Here is a 26,907-nt window from a genome sequence, read left to right on the forward strand (position 1 = left end):
TGTCCTTGGTTAATGACTGACGTTATCGACTGCAATGCTTTCGCCGCTGACATCGGCGTAGAACGGTTGGCGCTTGGCGATCAGCCGATACAACAGCCCTGCAATACCAGCGCCAAACAGCCAGGAAAAGGGAGCGACGCTGGTAAAACCTGGCAACAGCGCCAGTAGGATCGCGATCACCGCCGCAGGAATAAACGCCGCGACTGCGCGTAAATTGACGCCTCGGCTGTAGTAATAAACGCCATTTGGGTCTTCGCTATACAGCTGCAGAACGTCCACCTGGCTTTTACGAATCAGCCAGTAATCGACCATGATCACCCCGTACAGTGGCCCCAGCAGCGCGCCCAGTCCGGACAGGAAATACACGATCACCAGCGGGCTGTTATAGAGGTTCCACGGCAGGATCAGCACCGCCACGGTGGCGCTGATCAGCCCGGCACGACGAAAGTTCAGGTACTTGGGCGCCAGGTTGCTCAACACAAAGGCCGGTGCGACGAAGTTGGCCATGATGTTCACCGCCACGGTGACGATCAGGAATGCCAGGCAGCCCAGCACGAGAAAGAAGGTATTGGGAATCGCCGCGATGATTTCGGTCGGGCTTTCGATCACCCGGCCATTGAGCTGGAACTGCCCACCGCAGAGCAGCACGGTGATGGCGGCAAACACCAGGATATTCACCGGCAAGCCCCAGAAATTGCCGACCAGGATGGTTTTGCGGCACGGCGAGGACCGGGCAAAGTCGCAGAAGTTGAGAATCAGCGTGCCGTAGATCGTCAGCCACAACGCGCCGCCGGCAAAGATGTTGCGCCACATCTCGCCACCGCTCAGCGGCTCGCGGATCGACCAGGCGATATTGCCGCCGACCTGGAAATACATCCAACCGGCCAATGACGCCACAGTCACCAGAATGACCGGCCCGGCAAACGCTTCATAGCGGCGCACCATTTCCATGCCGTACGCCAGGATCGCCAGTTGCACAAACCAGATCGCCACGAAACACGCCCAACCCAGCGTCGACAGGCCGAGGATCGAGTTGTGATCATAGTCGGCAAACCCTGGATGAATTGCCGACAACAGCACGCGGAAAACCACTGACGCCAGGTAGGTCTGGATACCAAACCAGGCAATCGCAATCACCGCCCGAATCAGCGCCGGAATTTGTGCACCGTGAATACCGAAACTGATACGGCTGATGACCGGGAACGGCACACCGGTCTTCTGCCCCATATACCCCGACAAGTTCATGAAGAAGTACACCAGCGCCGCGCCAATCCCGAGTGATAACAGAATCTGCCACCCGCCAAGGCCCAGCGCATATAAGCCAATGGCAAACGAATAGTTGGCGATGTTGTGCACGTCATTGGTCCACAGCGCGAAAATGCTGTAGCGACCCCAGCGACGACCCTCAACTTTGGTGGGCGCCAGGTCCCGGTTGTGCAGGCGAGGGCTGAGCACCAACGGGCCGGGGCTTGCGGCCGCCGGGTTAAGGTCGGAGGAGGGCAGATCCAGTGCGATGTTATTCGAGAGGCTTGTACGCATTCCGGCAGGCTCCAGCGCATCGGCGAGCAAGCCGCGGATGGCAAAGTGTATGTAGGTTTTGTATTTATTGTATACAAAACGCATTTCACCTTAAGCCACATGCGTGCCAGTTTTGGAACTATGAAACGGGTGATTAATTTCGTTTTTATAGGTTGTCCAAATAACTGACTGAATTAAAAGCGATATAAATTGACCGTTTGAACAGGTATTTATTTTTTATGCAGTAGAAGCTGTGTGGGAGAGAACGAAAAGAAGCGGGAACAGATGTTACGTTATGGTGCGTCTTGAACTAGATTGCACACATAAATGGCACCGATGGTTACATTAGTGTGTACAAAATTTATACCCACCACAAAGCAAATGTGGGAGCGGGCTTGCTCGCGAATGTGAAGGGCCAGTCACTGAATATGTCGACTGATCCACGGCATTCGCGAGCAAGCCCGCTCCCACATTTTTTACTGCGCTAGCCCTCAGGCTTTGCTGATGATATTCCCGGCGTGCAGGCCACATTCTTTCTGCGTAGCTTCTTCCCACCACCAGCGGCCTTCGCGCTCGTGCTGGTTCGGCAATACCGGCCGGGTGCACGGCTCGCAGCCGATGCTGATAAAGCCGCGTTCATGCAGGCTGTTGTAAGGCAACTCCAGCATTCGGATGTAACCCCAGACTTCCTCGCTGGTCATCTGCGCCAGCGGGTTGAACTTGTACAGCGTGCGTTCCGGGGTGGAGAAAGCGCTGTCGACCTCCAGTGCCGCTACCTGGCTGCGGGTGCCGGGGCTCTGGTCGCGGCGTTGGCCGGTGGCCCAGGCGCTTACGCCGGACAGTTTGCGGCGCAGCGGCTCGATCTTGCGCACGCCGCAGCATTCGCCATGGCCGTCCTTGTAGAAGCTGAACAGGCCCTTTTCCTTGACGAAGGGTTCCAGCGCGCGCTGGTCCGGCGAGATCAGCTCGATGTCGATCTTGTAGAACTCGCGCACCTGCTCGATAAACCGGTAGGTCTCCGGGTGCAGACGGCCGGTGTCGAGGCTGAACACCTTGACGTTCTTGTTCAGCTTCCAGGCCATGTCTACCAGCACCACGTCCTCGGCGCCGCTGAAGGAAATCCACAGGTCATCGCCGAACTGACTGAACGCCAGCTTGAGAATGTCCTGGGCGGATTTGTTTGCGTAAGTCGCAGCGAGTTCAGCGACGTCGAAGGCTTGGTTCATCAGGACGGTTCCTACAGGTCAGTGGCGCTGAGCGCTCTATAGGGGAGCGATGGTATCAAAATCCGCCCCGCGTTGCGGGGCCGAGCTTGAGTCGCTAGAGTTCGGCAGTCCTTTTGCTCGCTCAACTTGAATAAGATAAATAGGGGTGTGTTGTGGAAATTGCCTGTCTCGACCTGGAAGGGGTGCTGGTTCCGGAAATCTGGATCGCCTTCGCTGAAAAAACCGGTATTGAATCCTTGCGGGCCACCACCCGGGATATTCCCGACTACGACGTGCTGATGAAGCAGCGCCTGCGCATCCTCGACGAACACGGGCTCAAGCTCGCCGATATCCAGGAAGTGATCGCCACCCTCAAGCCGCTGGACGGTGCCATCGATTTCGTCAACTGGCTGCGCGAGCGCTTCCAGGTGGTGATTTTGTCAGACACCTTCTACGAGTTCTCCCAACCGCTGATGCGCCAACTCGGCTTCCCGACCTTGCTGTGCCACCGATTGATTACCGATGAGAACGACCGGGTGGTGAGCTACAAACTGCGCCAGAAGGACCCCAAGCGCCAGTCGGTGCTGGCGTTCAAAACCCTCTACTACCGCGTGATCGCCGCCGGCGATTCCTACAACGACACCACCATGCTCGGCGAAGCTGACCGTGGGATTCTGTTCCATGCGCCGGAGAATGTGATTCGCGAGTTCCCGCAGTTCCCCGCGGTGCATACGTTTGAGGACTTGAAGAAAGCGTTCATCAAGGCGTCGAATCGGCCATTGAGCCTGTAGTTGATTGGTTGATGCTGTTTGCCTCATCGCGGGCAAGCCCGGCTCCCACATTTTGATGTGTGACCCTTCAAATGTGGGTGCTGGCTTGCCTGCGATGAAGCCGGTTCAGTCAGCGCCTAAACCCCGGCCAGCAACCGCTCATAGGGGATGCTTAAACCCTCATGCAGGCGTTTGATCATCGCCAGGCTCAGCTTTCGCTTGTGATTCAGCACTTCGGACACTCGCCCGCTCGTACCGATAAAAGGCTCAAGGTCACGAGCGGTCATCCCCAGCTGTTCCATGCGAAATTTAATCGCTTCCACTGGGTCCGAAGCTGGCATTGGAAAATGTTCCGCCTCGTACTTCTCGATGAGTACGGCGAGGATTTCCAACTCGTCACCCTCTGGCGAGCCGATTTGCGCTCCCCATAGCTGCTCGACGCGTGCGAGCGCCGCAGTCAGGTCTTCCTGGGAATGAATAGGTTTGATGTTCATCACACGGTCTCCGCGTTGATCTGGTCGTATTGCGCATGGGTCCCTACGAAACGGATGAAACCCAGCTGTCGTTGATAGTCGATCGCCATGATCACTCGGTACTTGTTGCCGCCCACGTTGAAAACAACCCTGCCGCCCTTGAGAATGCTCGCCGTTCTAAGCGCTTCTTTGAGTGCATGCGGCGTGGCGTAAGTAGTCTTCTCCATGTGGCGATACAGCTCGACCAGCGGCGTTTTGGCCTCGATATGCGTGGGATGGCTTTCCCAGAATATTCGTAAGGTAGAGAGAGCGATTATCCGCATCGCTGCAACCTCCCAATACGGGAGATAATAGATATGCTCGAGTGGATATGCAATCGCGGAAATAATTTCTGACGAGTAGGTGGTCGCTTCATGTGATCCTTCACAAACGGCGGGCGGACGGTAGGGTTGGACGCTATCCTCCCGCTCACACGCCGTCCACGGCCATTCTGATTCAGGCTTTTTCGGCTACTGGGCTCTGCGTCTGAGCGCCAGAAGAAGCGCGGCGCTAGAGGTTTTCCAACGTGTGTAACAACACCCGCACCTTGGTCAGCGACTCCTGATACTCCGCCTCCCACTGCGAGTCCGCCACGATCCCGCCGCCGCCCCAGCAGCACACCTGCCCATCCTTGACCAACAAACTGCGAATCGCGATGGAGCTGTCCATCTCGCCGCGTACATCCAGGTACACCAGCGAGCCGCAGTACAAGCCGCGTCGCGTCGGCTCCAGCTCGTCAATGATCTGCATCGCGCGGATCTTCGGCGCGCCGGTGATCGAGCCGCCGGGGAAGCTGCCGGCGATCAGGTCGAGGGCGTCCTTGTCGTCGGCCAGGATGCCGGTGACGCTGCTCACCAGGTGGTGCACGTTGGGGTAGCTTTCCAGGCTGAACAGCTCGGGCACTTTCACCGAGCCCGTGCGGCAGGTGCGACCGAGGTCGTTGCGCAGCAGGTCGACGATCATCAGGTTTTCGGCGCGATCCTTGGGGCTGGCCAGCAGTTCGGCGGCGTGAGCTGCATCCTCTTCGGCGGTCAAACCCCGTGGGCGGGTGCCCTTGATCGGGCGAGTTTCGACGTGGCGTTCGCTGACCCTGACGAAGCGCTCCGGCGACAGGCTCAATACCGCGCCGTGATCCGGCAGGCTTTGAAAACCGGAGAAGGGAGTAGGACAGGCTTCACGCAGAGCGCAGTAAGCCACCCATGGGTCGCCGATGCACGGCGCCCGGAAGCGCTGCGCGAAGTTGACCTGATAGCAGTCGCCCGCCTGGATATAGTCCTGAATGCGCACGATGGCCTGGCGATAAGCCTCGGCTGTGAGGTCGGGCGCCATCGGGCCGTGGAGCTTGAAGGTGGCTGATGTTTGTGGGGCAGCCTGGCTGAACAGGTCGGTCAGCCGTTGTCGCTCGCTGTCGGCCTGCGCCGGGTGGAAGACCAACTGACTGGTCTGTGCCTGGTGATCGCTGATCAGCGCCCAGGCATACAGCCCGAAGCGAGCATCCGGCAGGTGCAGGTCATCCACCGCCAGGTGTGGCATCTGTTCGAGGTGCCGGCCGAAGTCGTAGCTCAGATAGCCGATCAAGCCGCCGGCAAACGGCAGTTCCACACCTACCGGCATTGCCGCTTCACCCAGCTGCGTCAGGTTATCGCGCAAGCGTTGCAGGAAATCACTGCCGCTTTCGTCAGGCCTTACGGTCAAGGTTGCTTGTGGCCAGGCGCTGAGCACGTCATAGCGCCCGCGTTCGGCAGCCGGGCGCCCGCTGTCGAGCAGCACCGCACCGGGGGCATGGCGAATCGCCGCAAAGTATTCGGCGGGGTTGGCCCGGTAGGGCAGCGAGTGTACGGAGCAGGTCGACATTGCGGGGCGGATCAGCGATTGGCGTGGGGAGGCGATTGTAGTCCCCCGTAGGATTTGGTCCTAGAGGGGATGTCGGCTATAGACAGATTGAAGCCCGGATCAGCCTTCGACGTGGGGTATATGCCCAAACATTTCCTGCACAAACTTCACGCGCTCTTGCGGGGTTTCCGTCACGCCGGCGGCTTTCAGCTCTTCCAGGCGCGCTTCCACGGCGTGGGTGCGCAGGGTCAGGCCGCAGTCGTTGGCGATTTGGATATTCAGCCCCGGGCGTGCATTCAGTTCGAGGATCAGCGGGCCTTTTTCCTGGTCCAGCACCATGTCCACGCCGATATAGCCCAGCCCGCACAGTTCATAGCAGCCGGCCGCCAACTGCATGAAACCATCCCAGTTGGGCAGTTGCACCCCATCCACTGCGTTGGTGGTGTCGGGGTGTTTGGTGATGATGTTGTTCAGCCAGGTGCCGCGCAGGGTCAGGCCGGTGGCCAGGTCCACACCGACGCCAATCGCACCCTGGTGCAGGTTGGCCTTGCCGCCGGACTGCCGGGTCGGCAGGCGCAGCATGGCCATCACCGGGTAGCCCATCAACACGATGATGCGGATATCCGGCACGCCTTCGTAGCTGATGCTCTTGAAGATCTGGTCGGGCACCACGCGGTATTCGATCAGCGCACGGTCGCGGTGGCCGCCCAGGGAATACAAACCGGTGAGGATGCTGGAAATCTGGTGCTCGATTTCTTCATGGCTGATGATCTTGCCTGACACGGTGCGATAGCGCCCTTCAAAACGGTCGGCCACCACCAGGATGCCATCGCCGCCGGCGCCCTGGGCCGGTTTGATCACGAAGTCGTTGCGCCCGCCGATAATCTCGTCGAGCTTGTCGATTTCCTTCTCGGTGGAAATGACCCCGTACATTTCCGGCACATGGATGCCGGCGGCAATCGCCCGCTCCTTAGTGATGATCTTGTCATCCACAATCGGGTACAGGCTGCGCTTGTTGTACTTGAGCACGTAGTCGGCATTACGCCGGTTGATGCCCATGATCCCCCGCGCTTCGAGGGCCTTCCAGGTCTTCCAGAAGCCGAACATTATGAGTCAGCCTTGAGGAAGGCCTTGAAGCGCACCAGTTCGGTCAGGCGGTAGCCGCGATAACGACCCATGGCCAGCATGAAGCCCACCAGGATCAACAGGATCGCCGGGAAGGTAAACACAAAGTAGATCAGCTCCGGCACGCTCATGATGATGTGCGCCAGGGAGGCAGCGAACAGCGTACCGATCGCCACTTTCAGCGCATGGTTGGCGCCGCGCTCCTCCCAGGTGATCGACAGGCGTTCGATGGTCATGGTCAGGATCACCATCGGGAACAGCGCCACCGACAGCCCACGTTCCAGGCCGAGTTTGTGGCTGAACAGGCTGATGGCCGCAATCAGCACCACCACGAAGGTCAGCACCACCGATAGCCTCGGCAGCATCTGCAACTTCAAGTGTTCCAGATACGAGCGCAGGGACAGGCCCAGCGCCGTGATAATCGTAAACAGGACAATGCCGAAGCCCAGCTGCGTCTCGCGAAACGCCAGGGCGATCAGCACCGGGGTAAAGGTGCCCAGGGTCTGCAGGCCGATGAGGTTGCGCAGGATCAGAATCACCAGCACGCCAATCGGGATCATCACCATGATCATGAAGGTCTGCTGGGTTTGCAGCGGCAGGCCGTACAGCGAATATTCGAGGAAGTTGGCGTCAGTGTTTTCGTCGGTCAGCTTGGCCAGGCGAATGGCGTTCATTTCGCTGTTGTTCAGGCTGAAGGTGACCATGGCTTTCTTGCCGCCATCGACCGTGATCAGGTTTTCATCGCCCGTCCACCACAACAGGCGGTCGGACGGCAGGCCTTGCTCGCCGGTTTCCGGGTTGAAGTACAGCCAGTCATTGCCGTTGAAACTGCGCAGCCACAGCTCGGGGGTTTGCGGTTGGTCGGCCACCAGGCGGATGGTGTGGACCTTTTCGATCGGCACGTGGGCGATGGACAGCAGCAGCTCGACGATCTTGGCTTTGTGCGGCGTCGACGGATCGCCGGCCAGCAGCAGCTTCACATTGTCGTCGTTGAGGTTGTTGGTGCGCTTGATGGCCTCGCCGATAAAGGTCTCGACGTCCGCCGAGTGCTGGCGTATCGGCGCGAGCAAGGCTTCGGCGGCGATCTTCTCCGGGCCGTCCACTGCGATGCTGTCGCGGAAGGTCGGGCCCTTGACCTTGACCTTTTCACCGCTGTAACGCTTGGTCAGCACCAGTCGGTAATACAGGGTCTGCTTGCCTTTGGCTCGGCGTGCCGACCACGTGACCTTACGGTTGCCGTCGGTGCGGTTGACGCTGACGCCATAATTATTGGAGATGAAACTCTCATTGAGGCTGACGAAGTCGCGGCTCAGGGGCGGCACGAACATCGAGATTTTCACCGGGTCCTTGGGGTTGGCGACGAACTCGACCTTGGCGTCGATGTTCCACAGGTCGTCGGTGGCGTCCTCGGTGACAGGAATCCCCAGCACGAAAATCTGGTAGGCGGTGACCGAAATACCCAACACCACCAGGATGGTGATCAGGATTTTCAGGTGCAGGGTCAGAGAGCGCATTCAGTTTACTCGGCGGTATGAGCGTCGGCGGCGCAGGCAGGTTTGCCCGCTGCGTATTTGAGACTGGGGTCGACCAGCGCATCAAAGCGTTTCAACGCTTCGGAGCCGATCAGCAGCGGGTATTGGAAGGCACTGCGGTCAGTCAAGTTCACTTCGATGCTGCGTAAAGCGCTGCCCATGCAGATTTCCAGCGAGATCACTGGGCGGGCGGTGTAGTTCTTGTCCTCATCGGGGTCGTAGTCACCGGCGCGGCGCTTGATCTTGCTGACGCGGGCCAACGGGCGTTCGATGGGGTGGGAATGGGCGGCGTCGATAGCCAGGTAGAAGCGCACCCAGGATTCGCCGTTGCGCTTGAAGCGCTTGATATCGCGGGCGCTCAACGAGGCGGTCTTGGCGCCGGTGTCGAGTTTGGCCGCCACTTCCAGGTCAATGCCGGCCAATTTGGCGTATTCATTCAGGCCATACACGGTCTTCTCGGCGGCAGCACTTAGCCCCGGCATGAGCCCCGGCAGGAACAGTAGGCAAATCAGAAGGAAGGGCTTGAGTCTCATAGATCCTGACGCGGTGCAGTGCGATGTTCAATTCATCAAGGCGACTGGCATTGCTGCGCAATCTCTAGTGCGCCGTTTCATCAAGTGATGTCAGGCAAAAGCGGCGGGCATTCTAACATGATGCTTTTTTGGCGCCAGCGCTGGCAGGCGGCCATGCCCTAGAGCGTGCAGAAGGGGTTATTAGACGATTGTCGACAATGTTGATTTATTCTTTGACTAATAAGGTCTGATTGGCTAGTTTTTGCGGCATTGCTTTTAAAGGTGTCGACAATATGCTGGATCAACTGGAAACCCCAGTGGTAGCGCAAGACGATTCCCAGACCATGTCAGAGAACGTCTTCCGGCGTATCCAGGCCGCCATCGTCAAAGGCGAAATCGCCCCCGGCAGCAAGATCTCCGAGCCGGAACTGGCGCGCACCTACGGCATCAGCCGTGGCCCATTGCGTGAAGCGATCCACCGCCTGGAAGGCCAGCGTCTGCTGGTGCGCGTGCCTCACGTTGGCGCGCGAGTGGTGTCCTTGAGCCATGCCGAGCTGATCGAGCTCTATGAAATCCGCGAATCTCTGGAAGGCATGGCCTGCCGCCTGGCCGCCGAGCGCATGACCGATGCGGAAATCGAGGAGCTACGCCAAGTGCTGCACACCCATGAACGCGACGAAGCGTTCCAGGCCGGGCTCGGCTACTACCAGCAGGAAGGCGACTTCGATTTTCATTACCGGATAATTCAAGGCGCCGGTAATCGCACGCTGACCCAAATGCTCTGCGGCGAGCTGTACCAATTGGTGCGCATGTACCGCATCCAGTTCTCCGCCACCCCCAATCGTCCGCGCCAGGCTTTTGCCGAGCATCACCGCATTCTTGACGCGATTGCCGATCGTGACGGTGAACTGGCCGAATTGTTGATGCGCCGGCATATCGGCGCCTCCAAACGCAATATCGCCCGTCACTTCCCGGACGGCGCGCCCCAGACAGCCACTCAGCGAGGTGAGTCATGAGTTCCAACAATAAAACTACTCCAGGCCAGCGTTTCCGTGATGCAGTCGCCAGCGAACATCCCTTGCAAGTGGTGGGCGCAATCAACGCCAACCACGCGCTGCTGGCCAAACGCGCCGGTTTCAAGGCCATCTACCTCTCGGGTGGCGGTGTCGCTGCCGGCTCCCTCGGCGTGCCGGATTTGGGCATCACCGGCCTGGATGACGTGCTGACCGACGTGCGCCGCATCACTGACGTGTGCGACCTGCCGCTGCTGGTGGACGTGGACACCGGTTTCGGTTCCTCGGCCTTCAACGTGGCGCGCACGGTCAAGTCGATGATCAAGTTCGGCGCCGCTGCCATCCACATCGAAGACCAAGTCGGCGCCAAGCGCTGTGGGCATCGCCCGAATAAAGAGATCGTGTCCCAGCAGGAAATGGTCGACCGCATCAAGGCCGCCGTGGATGCGCGCACCGATGACAGCTTCGTGATCATGGCGCGCACCGACGCCCTTGCCGTCGAAGGGTTGGAGTCCGCTCTGGAACGCGCCGCCGCCTGCATCGAAGCCGGCGCCGACATGGTGTTCCCGGAAGCCATCACTGAACTGGAGATGTACAAGCTCTTCGCGTCAAGGGTGAAGGCGCCGATCCTGGCCAATATCACCGAATTCGGCGCAACCCCGCTGTACACCACCGAACAGTTGAAATCTGCCGATGTTTCCATCGTGCTGTACCCGCTCTCGGCTTTCCGTGCCATGAACAAGGCCGCCGAGAACGTCTACACCGCGATCCGTCGCGACGGCACCCAACAGAACGTGATCGACACCATGCAAACCCGCATGGAGCTTTACGATCGCATCGACTACCACACCTTCGAGCAGAAGCTCGACGCGCTGTTCGCCGCGAAAAAGTAACGAACGCGCCTCCCTGAATAACTACAAAATTGGAGAAGAACCATGGCTGAAGCAAAAGTACTGAGTGGTGCCGGCCTGCGTGGTCAGGTAGCCGGGCAGACCGCACTGTCCACCGTAGGCCAGGCCGGTGCTGGCCTCACCTATCGCGGTTACGACGTGCGTGAACTCGCCGCCGACGCGCAATTTGAAGAAGTCGCTTACCTGCTGCTTTACGGCGAGTTGCCGACCAAAGCCGAACTGGCCGCCTACAGCAAAAAACTGAGCACGCTGCGCGATCTGCCCCAGGCCTTGAAAGAAGTGCTGGAACGCATCCCCGCCGACGCCCACCCGATGGACGTGATGCGCACCGGTTGCTCGTTCCTGGGCAATATCGAGCCCGAGAAAGACTTCAGCGTGCAACGCGATGTCACCGACCGCCTGCTTGCCGCCTTCCCGGCGATCATGTGCTACTGGTATCGCTTCAGCCACGACGGCAAGCGCATCGACTGCGTGACAGACGAGCCCAGCATCGGCGGCCACTTCCTGCACCTGCTGCACGGCAAGAAGCCGAGCGCGCTGCATGAGAAAGTCATGAACGTGTCGCTGATCCTCTACGCCGAGCACGAATTCAACGCGTCGACCTTCACCGCCCGCGTGTGTGCCTCGACCTTGTCCGACCTGTATTCGTGCGTCACGGCCGCCATCGGCTCCCTGCGCGGCCCGCTGCATGGCGGCGCCAACGAAGCGGCGATGGAAATGATCGAGCGTTTCGGCTCGGCCGAAGAAGCCGTTGAAGGCACTCTTGGCATGCTGGCGCGCAAAGACAAGATCATGGGCTTTGGCCACGCGATCTACAAAGACAGCGACCCGCGCAATGAAGTGATCAAGGGCTGGTCGAAAAAACTCGCTGACGAAGTGGGCGACAAAGTGTTGTTCCCGGTCTCGGAAGCCATCGACAAAACCATGTGGGAGCAGAAGAAACTGTTCCCCAACGCCGACTTCTACCATGCCTCGGCGTACCACTTCATGGGCATACCGACCAAGCTGTTCACGCCGATCTTTGTGTGCTCGCGCCTCACCGGCTGGGCCGCGCACGTGTTCGAGCAGCGCGCCAACAACCGCATTATCCGTCCGAGCGCCGAATACATCGGCGTTGAGCAGCGCAAGTTCGTGCCAATCGAACGTCGCTGAGTGGAGTGACCGGCGATCCTGACGTGGTAACCGAATCAAAAATGTGGGAGCGGGCTTGCTCGCGAATACGGTGTGTCATTCAACACATCCGGCGACTGTTCCACCGCTTTCGCGAGCAAGCCCGCTCCCACATTTTGACCTCATTCCAATTCGGGATCTGCCTCGGCTCTTCTTTATGTAACTACCGTGACCGAGTCCTGACGATGAACACTGAATTTCGTAAACCGCTGCCCGGCAGCCGCCTGGATTTCTACGACGCCCGTGCGGCCGTCGATGCAATCAGCCCCGGTGCCTATGCCACCTTGCCGTACACCTCCCGCGTCCTTGCGGAGAACCTGGTGCGCCGTTGCGACCCGGCCACGCTCAATGCGTCCCTGAGCCAGATGATCGAGCGCAAGCGTGACCTCGACTTCCCGTGGTTCCCGGCGCGTGTGGTGTGCCACGATATCCTCGGCCAGACCGCCCTGGTCGACCTCGCCGGCCTGCGCGATGCCATCGCCCTGCAAGGCGGCGACCCGGCCCAGGTCAACCCGGTGGTGCCGACCCAACTGATCGTCGACCACTCCCTGGCCGTTGAAGCCGGTGGTGCTGACCCGGACGCGTTCGAGAAAAACCGCGCCATCGAGGACCGTCGCAACGAAGACCGTTTCCACTTTATCGAGTGGACCAAAAAGGCCTTCAAGAACGTCGACGTGATCCCGCCGGGCAACGGCATCATGCACCAGATCAACCTGGAGAAAATGTCGCCGGTGATTCAGGTGCGTGACGGTGTGGCGTTCCCCGACACCTGCGTCGGCACCGACAGCCACACCCCACACGTGGATGCCCTGGGCGTGATCGCCATCGGCGTCGGCGGCCTTGAAGCCGAGAGTGTGATGCTCGGCCGCGCCTCGTGGATGCGCCTGCCGGAAAGTGTCGGCGTGGAGCTGACGGGCAAGCTGCAACCGGGCATTACCGCGACCGACATGGTGCTGGCACTGACCGAATTCCTGCGTAAGCAGAAAGTGGTGGGGGCATGGCTGGAATTCTTCGGCGAAGGTGCCTCGGCACTCACCCTGGGCGACCGTGCGACTATCTCCAACATGGCACCGGAATATGGCGCCACTGCGGCCATGTTCTACATCGACCCGCAAACCATCGCCTACCTGAAACTCACCGGCCGCGAAGACGAACAAGTCACGTTGGTTGAGCAGTACGCGCGCCACACCGGCCTGTGGGCGGATGACCTCAAAAGTGCGCAGTACGAGCGTGGCCTGACCTTCGACCTGTCCAGCGTCGTACGCAATATGGCCGGCCCGAGCAACCCGCACGCCCGTGTCGCCACCAGCGATCTGGCCTCCAAAGGCATCTGCGGCCCGTGGGACGACGTGCCGGGGCAAATGCCCGATGGCGCGGTGATCATCGCTGCCATTACCAGCTGCACCAACACCAGTAACCCGCGCAACGTGATCGCCGCCGGCCTGTTGGCACGTAACGCCAACAAGCTCGGGCTGGCCCGCAAACCGTGGGTCAAATCCTCGCTGGCGCCCGGCTCGAAAACCGTGGCGATGTACCTCGATGAAGCGGGCTTGACCCACGAGTTGGAGCAGTTGGGTTTTGGTGTGGTGGCGTTCGCTTGCACCACCTGCAACGGCATGTCCGGTGCGCTCGACCCGGTGATCCAGCAAGAAATCATCGACCGCGACCTCTACGCCACTGCCGTGCTTTCCGGTAACCGCAACTTTGACGGGCGCATTCACCCGTACGCCAAGCAAGCGTTCCTCGCTTCGCCGCCGCTGGTGGTGGCTTATGCGATTGCCGGCACCATCCGTTTCGACATCGAAAAGGACGTGCTGGGCCTGGATGCCGACGGCAAGGAGATCCGCCTCAAAAACATCTGGCCGAGCGATGAAGAAATCGACGCGGTGGTCAAGGCTTCGGTCAAGCCGGAGCAGTTCCGCGCGGTCTACATCCCGATGTTCGCGATTCACGAAGACACCGGCCCGAAAGTCGCGCCGTTGTACGATTGGCGCCCGCAAAGCACCTACATCCGCCGCCCGCCGTACTGGGAAGGCGCGCTGGCCGGTGCTCGCCCGCTCAAGGGGATGCGCCCGCTGGCGGTGCTGCCGGACAACATCACCACCGATCACCTGTCGCCGTCCAACGCGATCATGCTCGACAGCGCCGCCGGCGAATACCTGGCGAAAATGGGCCTGCCGGAAGTCGACTTCAACTCTTACGCCACCCACCGCGGCGACCACTTGACCGCGCAGCGCGCGACCTTCGCCAACCCGAAACTGTTCAACGAAATGGTGGTTGAAAACGGCAAGGTCAAGCAGGGTTCCCTGGCGCGTATCGAGCCCGAAGGCCAGGTCACGCGGATGTGGGAAGCCATCGAAACCTACATGGAACGCAAGCAGCCGCTGATCATTATTGCGGGTGCCGACTACGGCCAGGGCTCGTCCCGCGACTGGGCGGCCAAGGGCGTACGCCTGGCCGGTGTGGAAGCGATTGCCGCCGAAGGCTTCGAACGCATCCACCGCACCAATCTGGTGGGCATGGGCGTGTTGCCGCTGGAGTTCCTGCCGGGCACCGACCGTCACACCTTGAACATCGACGGCAGCGAAACCTATGACGTAATCGGCCAGCGCACCCCGCGTGCGCAGTTGACCCTGGTGATCAACCGCAAGAATGGCGAACGTGTCGAAGTGCCGGTGACGTGCCGCCTGGACACCGCTGAAGAAGTGTCGATCTACGAGGCGGGCGGCGTGTTGCAGCGTTTTGCCCAGGACTTCCTGGAATCGGCGGCGACCGCCTGAAGAGGATAACCATGGCACACACAGCGCAAATCAAGATCCCCGCCACCTATATGCGTGGCGGCACCAGCAAGGGCGTGTTCTTCAGCCTCAAGGACCTGCCCGAAGTGGCGCAGGTGCCGGGTGCCGCCCGCGATGCCCTGCTGTTGCGGGTGATCGGCAGCCCCGATCCCTACGACAAGCAGATTGACGGCATGGGCGGTGCGACCTCCAGCACCAGCAAAACCGTGATCCTGGTCAAAAGCACGCGCGCCGAGCACGACGTGGACTACCTGTTTGGCCAGGTCTCCATCGACAAGCCCTTTGTCGACTGGAGCGGCAACTGCGGCAACCTGTCGGCGGCGGTGGGCTCGTTCGCCATCAGCGCCGGGCTGGTCGACCCGGCCCGCGTGCCGCACAACGGTGTAGCGGTGGTGCGGGTGTGGCAGGCCAATATCGGCAAGACCATCATCGCCCATGTGCCGATCACCGACGGTGCGGTGCAGGAAACCGGCGACTTCGAACTCGATGGCGTGACCTTTCCGGCCGCCGAAGTGCAGCTCGAATTCATGGACCCGGCGGCGGAAGAAGAGGGCGGCGGCGGCTCGATGTTCCCCACCGGCAACCTGGTCGACGACCTCGAAGTACCCGGTGTCGGCACCTTCAAGGCGACACTGATCAACGCGGGCATCCCGACGATTTTCATCAACGCCGAAGACCTTGGCTACACCGGCACCGAGCTGCAAGGCGCGATCAACAGCGACCCCAAAGCCCTGGCGATGTTCGAAACCGTGCGGGCCTATGGTGCGTTGCGCATGGGCCTGATCAAACACCTCGACGAGGCCGCCCAGCGACAGCACACGCCGAAGGTGGCGTTTGTGGCCAAGCCTGCGGACTACGTGGCGTCCAGTGGCAAGGCGATCAAGGCCGGTGATGTCGACTTGCTGGTGCGTGCGCTGTCCATGGGTAAGTTGCACCACGCGATGATGGGCACGGCAGCGGTGGCGATCGGCACGGCGGCGGCAATTTCCGGGACGTTGGTTAACCTCGCCGCCGGTGGTGTTGAACGTAACGCCGTGCGCTTCGGGCATCCGTCCGGCACCTTGCGCGTCGGCGCCGAAGCCCGCCAGGTGAACGGTGAATGGGTGGTAAAAAAAGCCATCATGAGCCGCAGCGCGCGAGTCCTGATGGAAGGCTTCGTACGCGTTCCCGGCGACGCCTTCTAAAGCCTGACACCATCCCCTTGTGGGAGCGGGCTTGCTCGCGAAGGCGGTGGTCCCGTCAACTTATGTGTAGCTGACACGCCGCCTTCGCGAGCAAGCCCGCTGCCACAGGGGTTCAACGCAATCCGCACTCCATTAGCAGGCAATCAGACCTGCCACACATGATCAACCCTGACCCTGAGGATGAAACAACCCTAACCCACTTTGGAGAACTGCCATGAGCGCCAACGTCGACCAGAACAACCGTCCCGACTACGACCAGGTCCTGCAGGACATCGCCGATTACGTCCTCAATTACCGGATCGATTCACGGGACGCCTTGGACACCGCCCGCAACTGCCTGATGGACACCCTCGGTTGTGGCCTTTTGGCCTTGCGCTTCCCCGAGTGCACCAAGCACCTGGGGCCGATCGTGGAGGGCACGGTGGTGCCGTTCGGCGCGCGCGTGCCGGGCACGTCCTTTCGGCTGGACCCGGTCAAAGCCGCCTGGGACATTGGCTGCATCGTGCGTTGGCTCGACTACAACGACACCTGGCTCGCCGCCGAATGGGGCCACCCTTCGGATAACCTCGGGGGCATTCTTGCCGTGGCCGACCACCTTTCGCAAAAACGCGTGGCCAATGGCGACACGCCGCTGACCGTGCGCGCGGTGCTGGACGCGATGATCATGGCTCACGAGATCCAGGGTGTGATTGCCCTGGAAAACTCCTTCAACCGTGTCGGTCTCGATCATGTGCTACTGGTGAAAGTCGCTTCCACCGCCGTCACTGCCAAGCTGATGGGTGCCAACCGTGAGCAACTGCTTGCCGCCTTGTCCCACGCGTTTGTCGATGGGCAGGCGCTGCGCACCTACCGCCACGCGCCCAATGCCGGTTCGCGCAAATCCTGGGCGGCGGGGGACGCGTCGAGCCGTGGTGTGCGCCTGGCGGACATCGCACTGCGTGGCGAGATGGGCATCCCGGGCGTGTTAAGCGCGCCGCAGTGGGGTTTTTACGACGTGCTGTTCAGCCACACCAACAATGACCTGGCGCTCAAACCCGAGGACAAGCGGGCCTTCAGCCTGTCACAGCCCTACGGCACCTATGTGATGGAAAACGTGCTGTTCAAGATCAGCTTCCCCGCCGAGTTTCATGCGCAAACGGCCTGTGAGGCGGCGGTGACGTTGCACCCGTTGGTCAAGCATCGCCTGCATGAAATCGAACGCATCGTGATCACCACCCACGAGTCGGCGATACGCATCATCTCCAAGGTCGGCCCACTGGCCAACGCCGCCGACCGCGACCACTGCCTGCAATACATGACCGCTGTGCCCTTGGCCTTTGGCAACCTGGTGGCCGAGCAGTATGAGGACGAGTTTCATGCGGCTCATCCGATCATCGATGAGCTGCGCCAGAAGATGGTCATTGTCGAAGACCCGCGCTACAGCCGCGAATACCTGGAGGCGGACAAACGCTCCATCGCCAACGCGGTGCAGGTGTATTTCAAGGACGGCTCCAGCACCGAGCAGGTGGCGGTGGAATACCCGATTGGCCATCGTCGGCGTCGGGTGGATGGCATTCCGTTGCTGGAAGACAAGTTCAAGGCCAATTTGGCCACGCGGTTTACCGCGCAGCGCAGTGCGCAGATTTTTGCGTTGTGCAAGGATCAGGCACGGCTTGAGGCCACGCCTGTGAACCGCTTCGTTGATTATTTTGTAATCTAAACAACACCACGAAACTAATGTGGGAGCGGGCTTGCTCGCGAAAGCGCAGTGTCAGGCAATTCATCTGTCACTGACTCACCGCATTCGCGAGCAAGCCCGCTCCCACATTCACATTAGCGTTTGCTCAGGAGCTACATACTGCCTTCCACATCATCCAGGCTGAACGTCTCGGTGTGGTCGTCATAGGAGAAAATCTCCGCATAGCGCCCCCACGCCACCACGCTTTCCAGGGTTTTCTCCACAAATGCTTCGGTCATCGAGTCTTCCAACTCCTGCTCGAAGCGCACCCGTGGCGCCCGGTGCCCGCTGCGCTCAAGCAGCACCTGATGAATGCGTGCGGCCAACGGCACGTGCCGGATCAAATGCTCGGCGAACAGGGTTTTGCGTTCCTGGGTGCCGTAGTCGGCGAACAATTTGCCGGCGTCGGTCAGGGTGATGTCGGCGCCCTTGAGCTCAGCGAAGCCCAAATGCTCAAGCATCTCCGCTACTGGGAACAGGTCGTCGACTTCCAGCAAGCGCCGCTCGGCCACGGTCGGCAAGCCGGCATGACCGTTGTAAGGCTCGGCGGCCAGGGTTTCGATCAAGCCGGCCATCAGGTTGGTGGACACTTCCGGCAACAGGCTGCCCATTTTCAGCTCCGGCAGGCCTCGGCTGGCGTCGGCGCTGCGCCGGTCAGTCATCAGTGCGTAGATGTCGTCGACCATTTGCCGAAAGGTCGGGTCCAGCCGGTTGCGCGGGTGCGGGAACGGTACTTTGATTTCTGCGACCACGCGACCGGGGTTGGATGACAGCACCAGGATGCGGTCGCACATCAACACGGCTTCTTCGATGTTGTGGGTCACGATCAGGATCGACTTGATCGGCAGTTGTTTGCCGCTCCACAGGTCCAGCAAGTCCGTGCGCAGGGTTTCGGCGGTCAGCACGTCCAGGGCGGAGAAGGGTTCGTCCATCAGCAACAGGGTCGGGTTGACCACCAGGCCACGGGCAAAACCCACACGTTGGCGCATACCGCCGGACAACTCACGCGGGTAGGCGTTTTCAAAACCGTCCAGGCCGATCAAGTCGATGGCCGCCAGTGCGCGCTTGCGGGTTTCCTTGCGCTCGACCTGCAAGGCTTGCAGGCCGGCCTCCACGTTTTCCAGCACGGTCAGCCAAGGGAACAGCGCAAACGTCTGGAACACCATGGCCACGCCTTCGGCCGGGCCGTTCAGCGGCGCGCCGTTGTAGCGGACTTCGCCCGATGACGGTTGAATAAGCCCGGCGATAATGCGCAGCAGTGTGGACTTGCCCGAGCCAGAGCGGCCGAGCATGCCGACGATTTCACCTTCGTGCAGGCTCAGGTTCACGCCACTGAGCACCTGCAGTTCGTCTTTACCTTTGCCGAACACCCGATTCACGTTTTTCAGCGAGAAGATTTCGGGGGTATCAGCAGTGTGTTCAGTGTTGGTATTCATCACAGCGAATCCCGTCAATTCAAGCGAAGTTTGTTTTCAGCCATGGCGTACATAGGTCGCCAGACCGCGCGGTTGAAGGCCACCACAAAGATCGACATCACCACGACGCCCAAGGCGATCTTCGGGAAGTCGCCGGCAGCCGTGGTCTGCGCGATGTAAGCCCCTAGCCCGTGGGCCACCACATTGTCCTGGCCCCAGGACACATACTCGGACACGATGCTGGCGTTCCATGCACCGCCGGACGCGGTAATCGCACCGGTGACGTAATACGGAAAGATCCCCGGCAGCATTACCTTGCGCCACCACAGCCAGCCGCGAATGCGGAAGTTGGCGGCGACTTCCTTGAAGTCATTGGGGAACGCCGTGGCGCCGGCGATCACGTTGAACAGGATGTACCACTGGGTGCCCAGCACGATCAGCGGGCTCAGCCAGATGTCCGGGTTGAGCTTGTAGTGCAGGATCACAATGACGAACACCGGGAACAGCAGGTTCGCCGGGAACGCCGCGAGGAACTGCGCGAGGGGCTGGATTTTTTCCGCAAGGCTGGGACGCAAGCCGATCATCACGCCCAACGGCACCCAGATCAGCGAGGCGATCAGAATCAGCCCGGCTACCCGTAGCAGCGTGATAAGGCCCAGTACAAATACATGGCCGACTTCGGCGAACGTCACCTCGGTGCCGACGTATTGCACGATGTGGTACAGCGCATAAGCCGCCATCAGCGCAATCAGAGTGCCCCACACCCAGTCGATCACCTTTGACGCCGCCGGTGTCTCTGCCGGCAAGGCCTTGAGCGCACCGCCCGCCAGGCTGAAGCGCTTATTGCCGATGCGACTGACGGTGCGGGTGATAGGGCGCAGGATGCGCTGGACGATGCGTGTGCGCTGGATCAGGTTCAGCAGCCAGGACTGTGGCGCGGCGCCCTGGGAGGCGGTGGTTTCCATGCGGAATTTGTCGGCCCAGGCCACCAGTGGGCGGAACAGGAACTGGTCGTAGATCAGGATCACCACAATCATCGCCAGGATCACATACCCCACCGCATGCAGGTCTTTCTGGGCAATGGCCAAGGCCAGGTATGAACCCACGCCCGGCAGGGTGATGGTCTTGTCGCCGACGGTGATGGCTTCAGAAGCAACCACGAAAAACCAACCGCCGGACATGCTCATCATCATGTTCCACACCAGCCCGGGCATGGCGAAGGGCACGTCGAGTTTCCAGAACTTCTGCCAGCCGGAAAGCCGCAGGTTGGTGGACACTTCCACCAGGTCATGGGGCAGCATGCGCAGCGACTGGTAAAAGCTGAACGTCATGTTCCAGGCCTGGCTGGTAAAGATCGCAAAGATCGCCGCGAACTCGGCCCCCAGCACGCGCCCTGGAAACATCAGCAGGAAGAACGTCACCGTAAACGAGATGTAACCGAGTACCGGCACCGACTGCAGAATGTCGAGCACCGGCACCAGCAATTTTTCGGCGCGCCGGCTTTTGGCGGCCAGTGTGCCGTACAACAGCGTGAAAACCAGCGATGCCACCATTGCCGCAAGCATTCGCAAGGTAGTGCGCATGGCGTATTCCGGCAGGTTGGCCGGGTCGAGGGAGATGACCTCACTTTGCAACGTGGCGATGGGGGCCCAGGTTTCCCGGGCGCCGATGGACAAGAACAGCAAAAAGCCGATCACCAGAGGCAGTGCGACCAAATCCCAGCGGTTGGGCAGCAGGCGCAGCGTGGAGGCTGGCAGGTAGTGACGGAATACTTTTTTCATAGGCCGTGGTTCATAGGCAGTCAGTCCGGCAGCGTTCAGGTTCAAAGAGGTGCGGTGGGGTGAGCTTAGCTTCTATACAAATCACCCACCGAGAATGGGCGGGCGCTCTTTCTCCGTGAGTCTGGGGCGCATCGAATCTGAGGGAGATTCGCCGCTGGCGGGATTGTACGTTTCAAAATGTTACAAACGTATAAAATTACTGTCAGTTTTAGGTAAAAAAACACCGCCAGGGTGTCGACTGCCCTGGCAAGGCTTAACAATCATTCAAATTGCAGGGTGTGGCTGTTTTTCTAAGCGGACACAATCAGCTACCCACCTGTCATGCAGGCTCGGAACTGCTTTCAGAAAAGTGCCAATCAGGTAGTGAGACGACTGGCTATTGCATCGCTGCTGGCACGCGTCAGTTACGTATTAAAGACCTGAATCTGAGGCGGCACCCCATGACTAGCGTAAATACTCGGCAACCATCGCCCTGCACTGTCGGCCATGAGATCTCCCCGGCGCCTGCGCCCACGGGCCCGGAAGGCGACGCCGAAGCTTCCGGGAGATCCGACACACGGCCCGACGCGGCGCCTCCCCGAAACCCTGTGACACCCGAGCAGCGCGGTCAGTTTTCGAGCCACCATGCAATCGTCAACCCGAAGCCGCCAGAAACCGCAGAAACGCGCCTGCTGGCAGAATTGACTCAAAAAAATAATCAACTTCTCGCCAAACTAAACGCGCTGGTGGAAAAGTTTGAGCCGCAAGCCCAGGGTAAAGCAGCTCCCGATTCTGCCGTTGCACCGGCCAGTCAGCCGTATTACCGCCTCTTCGATGAACAGGATGAAACTTTCCTCCTGCAGGGCACGCTGGTGAACGAGTCAGGCTTGTCGCGCAGTCTGGATACGTTGACCCGTGAAAACGATGAGTTTCGCCATATGGTCAAGAAGGCATTCGAGCAGTTCCATAGGATGCTTACACGGCTGCAACAGCTGGTTGGGAGCCTGGCTCACCGAGTCGACACGATGGATCTCCCGCAAAGGCAAATACCTACAGGGACGGCGGCCTCCGCCAAACCGGTTTCGTCAGACGACGTGCAGCCTGAAGCACCCGCTTCCCGGCAAAACCAAGTGTCTGTCCCGGCGAATGAGTCAACAGCCTCGAGGGCCAGGACCGTTGAAGCGCTCAAGAAAGAAAACCAGGCGCTTGAGGACGGACTTGATGCGGCCACTGCTTACTACCACACGTTGATCTCACCGCTTCAACAGCAGATTGAGGCGCCGGTCAAGAACGCCGACAAGCAAAAGAAATAGGGCGCGCAAAACCGCTTCGGACAGGGTGGGGTGAGCCCCCATGCTGGACCGGGTCAGCCTCGATTTACTCAAAGCGCAGGATCACCCGACGGTTGTGCTTGCTCTTCTTCTCGATTTTTTCGCAAAACACCCGGCCGATTTCTTCGGTGTTGATCACGTGGGTGCCGCCGCACGGCTGGATATCGATCCCGGCGATCTCTATCACGCGGACCGAACCCTGGATGACCGGTGGTGCCACCGCCTGGGTGCGGGTGATTTGGAGCAGGGTCGAATATTCGGAGGCGGGCATCGACAGGGTTTTCACCTCGTGGGCCTGTTCGATCAAGGCGTTGAGGTCGCGGGTGATGCTGTCTTTGTCGAGGGTCATTTCCGGCAGGTCGAAATCCAGGCGACCTTTGTCTGCGCTGATGCTGCAACCGGTGACCGGAGCATCAATGATCGAGCAGAGTAAGTGCAGGCAGGTGTGCATCTTCATGTGCTGGTAACGCCGCTGCCAGTTCAGGCCTGCGTCTACTTGCACACCGGCCGTCAATTGCTCGGGGCAGTGTTCAACCTGGTGCCAGATGATCGAGCGCAGCACCGGGTCGCGCACGGTGCCGATCACCTCGACCCGCGTGCCATCAGCCAGGGTCAGATGCCCGGTGTCGCCCGGTTGCCCGCCGCCGGTGGGGTAGAACAGCGTGTGTTCCAGCGCGATACCGTGCTCGCTGACGGCAATCACCCGTGCGCTGAAGGCGTTCTGATAGGGCGCGCTGTCAAACAGCGCCAGGGTTTCCATGGTGTGCACGGACATGTTCAACCTCCGACGATCAGTGGGCTGGCTTGCAGCAGGTGGCGCACCATTGCACTCAAGCCAGGAGGGGAGAGCAGGGTGATTTCAAATTCCGGCCCGCAGACTTTCAGGTTCAGCGGCAGTCGCGGCAGGTGGTCGCCGACATCGAGGCGACGCAAGCGAAATTGCAGGTGATGGCGCTCTTTCACCGTGGCCTCCAGCATCAGCCCCAGCAGGGGGTGAAAATCGGCATCCAGTACCGTGACCTTGTGGCTGGCACTGACCTCACCGACCACGTGTAAACGCTCATCCAGGGCGAACGCACCGAGGTAGTTGCTGTGGTCCGATTCGGCGTTTTTCTGCAGCTGAATCTGATTGACCACCTTGACCTTGGTGCCCGCCGGCACATCCTGGGTAATCACACAGGAAGGGCTGATAAACACGTTGTCGCCGATCAGCACATAGCCGAGCACGCGCGCGCCGGCGCCCACCTCGACATTGTTGCCCAGGCGCGGGTGACGCTTGCCGTCCGGGTTATTGGCGATACCCCGTGCGCCCAGTGTCACGCCGCAGAGGATGTAGCAGTCGTTGCCGATCTCGCAGGTCTCGCCGATCACCGTGCCGTAGCCATGGTCGAGTACGAAGCGCCGGCCGATGCGTGCGGCGGGGTGAATCTCGGCGCCGGAGAGCACTTTGCCCTGATTGCTGAGCTTGAGGGCGATGCGCGAAAACAGACCGTTAGTCTGGTCGGGAAAATTCCACACCAGGTGCGCAAGCCGGTAGAACAGCACGGCCTTGAACGAGGCGTAGGACTCCAGGATCAACTCGCCGCGCCCTCGGGAAGCCGGGTCGCGATAGGCATAGGCGATCAAGTCTTCGGCCACTGCCTGCGCGGCGTTCTGGATCAGCGGCGCCAGGTGCGGTTCCAACTGCTTCATCTGCGTAGGCGTCAGGGTCTTGATGAGGTGGGTAAGCAACTCATCGTGCAGCTGTTGCATGTCGATAAAGCCCCCCATGGAGGCACCCCCACATTCTGGATGGTTGGCAAACGGGTTACTCGAAATTGGGCAGGTAGCTGTCAGCATTGTCGTAGACCATGGTCAACACCACCGTTTCGGGCGGAAGTTCGGGGGCAAGCTGAGCGATGGCAACCATGTTGGCAGCCGAGGACAACCCAAGGCTGATGGCGTCGGTTCGCATGATGCGTTTCATCATGTCGATGCACGCCTGTCGCGATACCTTGAGCATGCCGTCCAGCACCTCGACATTGAGGATGCTTGGGATCAAGCCAATCGACAGGCCCTGTATATGGTGCGGCGCGTGCCGATCTTTTAGCAGGTCGCATTCTTCCGGCTCCACGCCCATTACCCGGATCGCCGGCCACGTGGCTTTGAGGGTTTCGCCGATGCCGGTGATGTGGCCACCGGTACCGATACCGCTGACGAAATAGTCAACGCGCTGTTCACCAAAGGCGCGGATGATTTCCGGCGCGGTAGTATCGCGGTGGGTTTGTGGGTTGGCGCCGTTGCGTTGCTGGTTGAGCATTACGAAGCTGGGGTTTTCCAGCTGCAGCTCCATACACTTTTCGCCATGGGAGTTATTGCCCAAACGGCTGTCCGACAGCACTACCTTGGCGCCGTAGAGGCGCAGCAGTTTCTGTTTTTCGGGGCTGTAGTTGTCGGGGATCACCAGCACCACTTTGTAGCCCAGTACATTGCCTGCCATCACCAGGCCGATGCCGGTGTTGCCGCCGCTGGGTTCGATAATGGTTTGCCCGGAATCGCGGATCAGCACGCCGCGACGTTCCGCGTCGAGGATCATGCCCAAGGCGATGCGTGCCTTGTGACTGCCGCCGGGGTTGAGTGATTCCAGCTTGGCGTAGACCTCGATGCCGAGGTCCTCGGAAAACTGCTCCAGGCGCACGATGGGCGTATGGCCGATCACGTCGAGAATTGAGTTATGCAACATCAGGCTGTCCCCGAATCAGTACAAAGGCATATCGGGTTCGACGTCGCGAACCCAGTGTTTCATGCCGCCCTGCAGGACTTTGGTATTGGCGAAACCGGCCGCCAGCAAGGTGCTGGCCGCTTGCTCGGCGCGGGTCCCTGCGTAGCAGATCAGGTAATGGGTGTTGTCCCGGCTGAGGCTGTCGAGTTGCCTATCCAGTTCGGCGAGGGGGATGTGCACAACGCCTGGCAATTTGCACACTTCCAGTTCGCTGGCGTCGCGCACATCCAGCAGCACGTCAGCGCTGCGCGGGTGTTCGAGCAGTTGCTTGAGTACGCGCGGCTTGATGTAGCGCTCTTCGGCCAGGGAAGGTTGGCTGGGGAGGGCGTCCGCGCAAACCGCCGGTGCCACGGTTTCGCTGTGGCGCAGTTCCGAGCAGCAGGGGCAATCGGCGCGACGCTTGAAGCGGATTTCGCTGAACTTCATTGCCAGCGCATCGAAGCGCATCAAGCGGCCGGACAGCGGTTCGCCGATGCCGATCAGCAACTTGATGGCTTCGGTGGCCTGAATCATCCCGACCACTCCCGGCAGTACACCGATAACGCCGCCGGCGCTGCAGTTGGGGGCCAGTTCTGCGGGCGGGGCTGTGGGGAACAGGCAGCGGTAGCACGGCCCGCCTTTATGGTTGAGCACGCTGATCTGCCCGTCGAAGCGATAGATGGCGCCATATACCAAGGGTTTGCCCAACTGCACGCAAGCGTCGTTGACCAGGTAGCGCGTGTCGAAGTTGTCGGTGCCGTCGATCACCAGATCGTAGGCGCCCACCAGTTCCAGCGCGTTGTCGGCATTCAGGGCCGTGTTGTGGGCGTTGATCTGAATATGCCGGTTGAGGTCCTGTAGGCGCTGCTTGGCGGACTCGACCTTGGGCATGCCCAGTGTGCTGTTGCCGTGGACGATCTGGCGTTGCAGGTTGCTGCTTTCCACCACATCGAAATCCACCAGGCCCAGTGTGCCGATGCCGGCTGCCGCCAGGTACAGGCTGATGGGTGAGCCCAGGCCACCCGTGCCGATGATCAAGACCTTGGCTTTTTTGAGGTTCAACTGACCTTCGCGGCCGACGCCCGGCAGCGTGATGTGGCGCACGTAACGCTGCACTTCTTCATTGCTCAGGGCGTCGACATCCATGCCGCCTGAGGTCGCGAGCAGCACTTCGATCCTGGCTTTTTCCGGCAATGTGTCGTCTGCGCCGATCAGTTCTTCTTCGGCGGTGAACAGAAAGTGTTCCTTGAGCTGGTTGTTTTTTTCGTGAAACAGGTGCGAGCGCAGCTGTGGGTGGCTGCTGCAGAGGTTTTCAATGACTTCGCGCAATGTCGATCCAGTGCCCTCAAGGGTCGATTCCGGCAGCTTGGCCACGCGAACCAGAATATCGGGGAAAGAGACAGCGTTCATGGACAACTCCGTGTGCAGGTCGTTGAAGGGTTGAAGTGCGAAATGCTTGCCATCCCAGGCAAACAGCTTTGAGCCCAGGGCCTTACCCTGGCGAACGTCCACCACCAGGTAGCTGACGGGGTAGATCGGCTCACCCAGGAACAGCGCCTTGTCCTGGTCTTCGTCACTGAAATAGGCACCGACGTCCGGGTGGGAGTGGTAGATCACCACCACCGGGTTATCGCTGCGAAACGCCTTGTTCAGCAGCAGCGTGTCGGCCACGGAAAAGGTGTAGCCGTTGGCCGCGCTGCGCGAGTACATCTCAGGGTTCTTGCGGTGCAGCTCATTCTGGATATTGCTGCCCAGGTACACACTGCCGTCGGCGAAGACAAAACCACAGCACTCTTCGGGGTAGCTGCGGCTGGCGTGGGCGTAGATCTGTTCCAGGGCGGTCGGGCGGAGGACATCCATG

At 60.3% G+C, this 26,907-nt stretch carries 22 protein-coding genes; 8 read left to right on the forward strand and 14 right to left on the reverse strand.

Annotation, left to right across the window (positions count from 1 at the left end; all coding sequences use genetic code 11):
* Window positions 1-9 precede the first annotated feature (9 nt).
* Window positions 10-1,539, reverse strand: coding sequence for an NCS1 family nucleobase:cation symporter-1 (locus ACLBW8_RS00930; RefSeq protein WP_447804338.1), 1,530 nt, complete (start codon window positions 1,537-1,539; stop codon window positions 10-12).
* A 470-nt stretch (window positions 1,540-2,009) separates the two neighbouring features.
* Window positions 2,010-2,744 carry a phosphoadenylyl-sulfate reductase gene (locus ACLBW8_RS00935; RefSeq protein WP_064453648.1) on the reverse strand — a complete coding sequence of 245 codons (735 nt, stop codon included), beginning with the start codon at window positions 2,742-2,744 and terminating at the stop codon, window positions 2,010-2,012.
* Between the two features lie 152 nt (window positions 2,745-2,896).
* Between ACLBW8_RS00935 and thrH the strand changes: the two genes are divergently transcribed.
* The gene (gene thrH / locus ACLBW8_RS00940; RefSeq protein ID WP_447804339.1) at window positions 2,897-3,514 is read left to right on the forward strand and encodes a bifunctional phosphoserine phosphatase/homoserine phosphotransferase ThrH; all 618 of its coding nucleotides are present in this window, start codon (window positions 2,897-2,899) and stop codon (window positions 3,512-3,514) included.
* Between the two features lie 116 nt (window positions 3,515-3,630).
* Here thrH and ACLBW8_RS00945 read toward each other — a convergent pair whose 3' ends face one another.
* From ACLBW8_RS00945 to rloA, 6 genes are all read right to left on the reverse strand, one after another.
* The gene (locus ACLBW8_RS00945; protein WP_447804340.1) at window positions 3,631-3,987 is read right to left on the reverse strand and encodes a helix-turn-helix domain-containing protein; all 357 of its coding nucleotides are present in this window, start codon (window positions 3,985-3,987) and stop codon (window positions 3,631-3,633) included.
* Window positions 3,987-4,289: a type II toxin-antitoxin system HigB family toxin gene (locus tag ACLBW8_RS00950; RefSeq protein ID WP_447804341.1), complete on the reverse strand. Its 303-nt coding sequence runs from the start codon at window positions 4,287-4,289 to the stop codon at window positions 3,987-3,989. The genes ACLBW8_RS00945 and ACLBW8_RS00950 overlap by 1 nt, the downstream gene beginning before the upstream one ends.
* A 226-nt stretch (window positions 4,290-4,515) precedes the next feature.
* Window positions 4,516-5,859: an aminodeoxychorismate synthase component I gene (gene pabB, locus ACLBW8_RS00955; protein WP_447804342.1), complete on the reverse strand. Its 1,344-nt coding sequence runs from the start codon at window positions 5,857-5,859 to the stop codon at window positions 4,516-4,518.
* 99 nt (window positions 5,860-5,958) lie between these two features.
* Window positions 5,959-6,945 carry an alpha-L-glutamate ligase-like protein gene (locus tag ACLBW8_RS00960; RefSeq protein WP_447804343.1) on the reverse strand — a complete coding sequence of 329 codons (987 nt, stop codon included), beginning with the start codon at window positions 6,943-6,945 and terminating at the stop codon, window positions 5,959-5,961.
* Window positions 6,945-8,477: an osmotic stress tolerance membrane protein RloB gene (gene rloB / locus ACLBW8_RS00965; protein ID WP_064453643.1), complete on the reverse strand. Its 1,533-nt coding sequence runs from the start codon at window positions 8,475-8,477 to the stop codon at window positions 6,945-6,947. The genes ACLBW8_RS00960 and rloB overlap by 1 nt, the downstream gene beginning before the upstream one ends.
* Window positions 8,478-8,482: 5 nt before the next feature.
* The gene (gene rloA, locus ACLBW8_RS00970; RefSeq protein WP_447804344.1) at window positions 8,483-9,028 is read right to left on the reverse strand and encodes a retropepsin-like aspartic peptidase RloA; all 546 of its coding nucleotides are present in this window, start codon (window positions 9,026-9,028) and stop codon (window positions 8,483-8,485) included.
* 272 nt (window positions 9,029-9,300) lie between these two features.
* On the opposite strand from rloA, the gene ACLBW8_RS00975 reads away from it, so the two are divergent.
* From ACLBW8_RS00975 to prpD, 6 genes are all read left to right on the forward strand, one after another.
* A complete protein-coding gene (locus tag ACLBW8_RS00975; RefSeq protein ID WP_064453641.1) occupies window positions 9,301-10,023 on the forward strand; it encodes a GntR family transcriptional regulator in 723 nt (240 codons plus the stop codon).
* Window positions 10,020-10,913: a methylisocitrate lyase gene (gene prpB, locus ACLBW8_RS00980; RefSeq protein WP_021491517.1), complete on the forward strand. Its 894-nt coding sequence runs from the start codon at window positions 10,020-10,022 to the stop codon at window positions 10,911-10,913. Before ACLBW8_RS00975 ends, prpB begins: the two co-directional genes overlap by 4 nt.
* Window positions 10,914-10,955: 42 nt before the next feature.
* Window positions 10,956-12,083: a bifunctional 2-methylcitrate synthase/citrate synthase gene (gene prpC, locus ACLBW8_RS00985; protein ID WP_447804345.1), complete on the forward strand. Its 1,128-nt coding sequence runs from the start codon at window positions 10,956-10,958 to the stop codon at window positions 12,081-12,083.
* Window positions 12,084-12,286: 203 nt separating this feature from the next.
* Complete coding sequence (gene acnD / locus ACLBW8_RS00990; RefSeq protein ID WP_447804346.1) at window positions 12,287-14,881, forward strand: Fe/S-dependent 2-methylisocitrate dehydratase AcnD; 2,595 nt, start codon at window positions 12,287-12,289, stop codon at window positions 14,879-14,881.
* An 11-nt stretch (window positions 14,882-14,892) separates the two neighbouring features.
* A complete protein-coding gene (prpF, locus tag ACLBW8_RS00995) occupies window positions 14,893-16,083 on the forward strand; it encodes a 2-methylaconitate cis-trans isomerase PrpF (RefSeq protein WP_447804347.1) in 1,191 nt (396 codons plus the stop codon).
* A 214-nt stretch (window positions 16,084-16,297) separates the two neighbouring features.
* Window positions 16,298-17,782, forward strand: coding sequence for a 2-methylcitrate dehydratase (gene prpD / locus ACLBW8_RS01000; protein ID WP_447804348.1), 1,485 nt, complete (start codon window positions 16,298-16,300; stop codon window positions 17,780-17,782).
* Window positions 17,783-17,913: 131 nt separating this feature from the next.
* Here prpD and ACLBW8_RS01005 read toward each other — a convergent pair whose 3' ends face one another.
* The gene (locus ACLBW8_RS01005) at window positions 17,914-19,236 is read right to left on the reverse strand and encodes an ABC transporter ATP-binding protein (RefSeq protein ID WP_064453636.1); all 1,323 of its coding nucleotides are present in this window, start codon (window positions 19,234-19,236) and stop codon (window positions 17,914-17,916) included.
* A 14-nt stretch (window positions 19,237-19,250) separates the two neighbouring features.
* Window positions 19,251-20,996 (reverse strand): ABC transporter permease, encoded by a 1,746-nt coding sequence (locus ACLBW8_RS01010; RefSeq protein WP_064453635.1) that lies wholly within the window; start codon window positions 20,994-20,996, stop codon window positions 19,251-19,253.
* A 587-nt stretch (window positions 20,997-21,583) separates the two neighbouring features.
* Here ACLBW8_RS01010 and ACLBW8_RS01015 point away from each other — a divergent pair.
* Window positions 21,584-22,288 carry a hypothetical protein gene (locus tag ACLBW8_RS01015; RefSeq protein WP_447804349.1) on the forward strand — a complete coding sequence of 235 codons (705 nt, stop codon included), beginning with the start codon at window positions 21,584-21,586 and terminating at the stop codon, window positions 22,286-22,288.
* Window positions 22,289-22,352: 64 nt separating this feature from the next.
* Here ACLBW8_RS01015 and ACLBW8_RS01020 read toward each other — a convergent pair whose 3' ends face one another.
* From ACLBW8_RS01020 to moeB, 4 genes are read right to left on the reverse strand one after another with little or no spacing between them, the layout of a single operon-like run.
* On the reverse strand, window positions 22,353-23,081 hold the full coding sequence (locus ACLBW8_RS01020) for an alanyl-tRNA editing protein (RefSeq protein WP_447804350.1): 729 nt from the start codon (window positions 23,079-23,081) through the stop codon (window positions 22,353-22,355).
* Between the two features lie 2 nt (window positions 23,082-23,083).
* Window positions 23,084-24,076 carry a serine O-acetyltransferase gene (locus tag ACLBW8_RS01025; protein ID WP_447804351.1) on the reverse strand — a complete coding sequence of 331 codons (993 nt, stop codon included), beginning with the start codon at window positions 24,074-24,076 and terminating at the stop codon, window positions 23,084-23,086.
* A gap of 37 nt (window positions 24,077-24,113) precedes the next feature.
* Window positions 24,114-25,028, reverse strand: coding sequence for a PLP-dependent cysteine synthase family protein (locus ACLBW8_RS01030; protein ID WP_064453633.1), 915 nt, complete (start codon window positions 25,026-25,028; stop codon window positions 24,114-24,116).
* Between the two features lie 15 nt (window positions 25,029-25,043).
* Window positions 25,044-26,906, reverse strand: a complete 1,863-nt coding sequence (gene moeB / locus ACLBW8_RS01035; RefSeq protein WP_447804352.1) for a molybdopterin-synthase adenylyltransferase MoeB — start codon at window positions 26,904-26,906, stop codon at window positions 25,044-25,046.
* Between the last annotated feature and the right edge of the window lies 1 nt (window position 26,907).

Source organism: Pseudomonas sp. M5A4_2d (genome assembly GCF_053345295.1).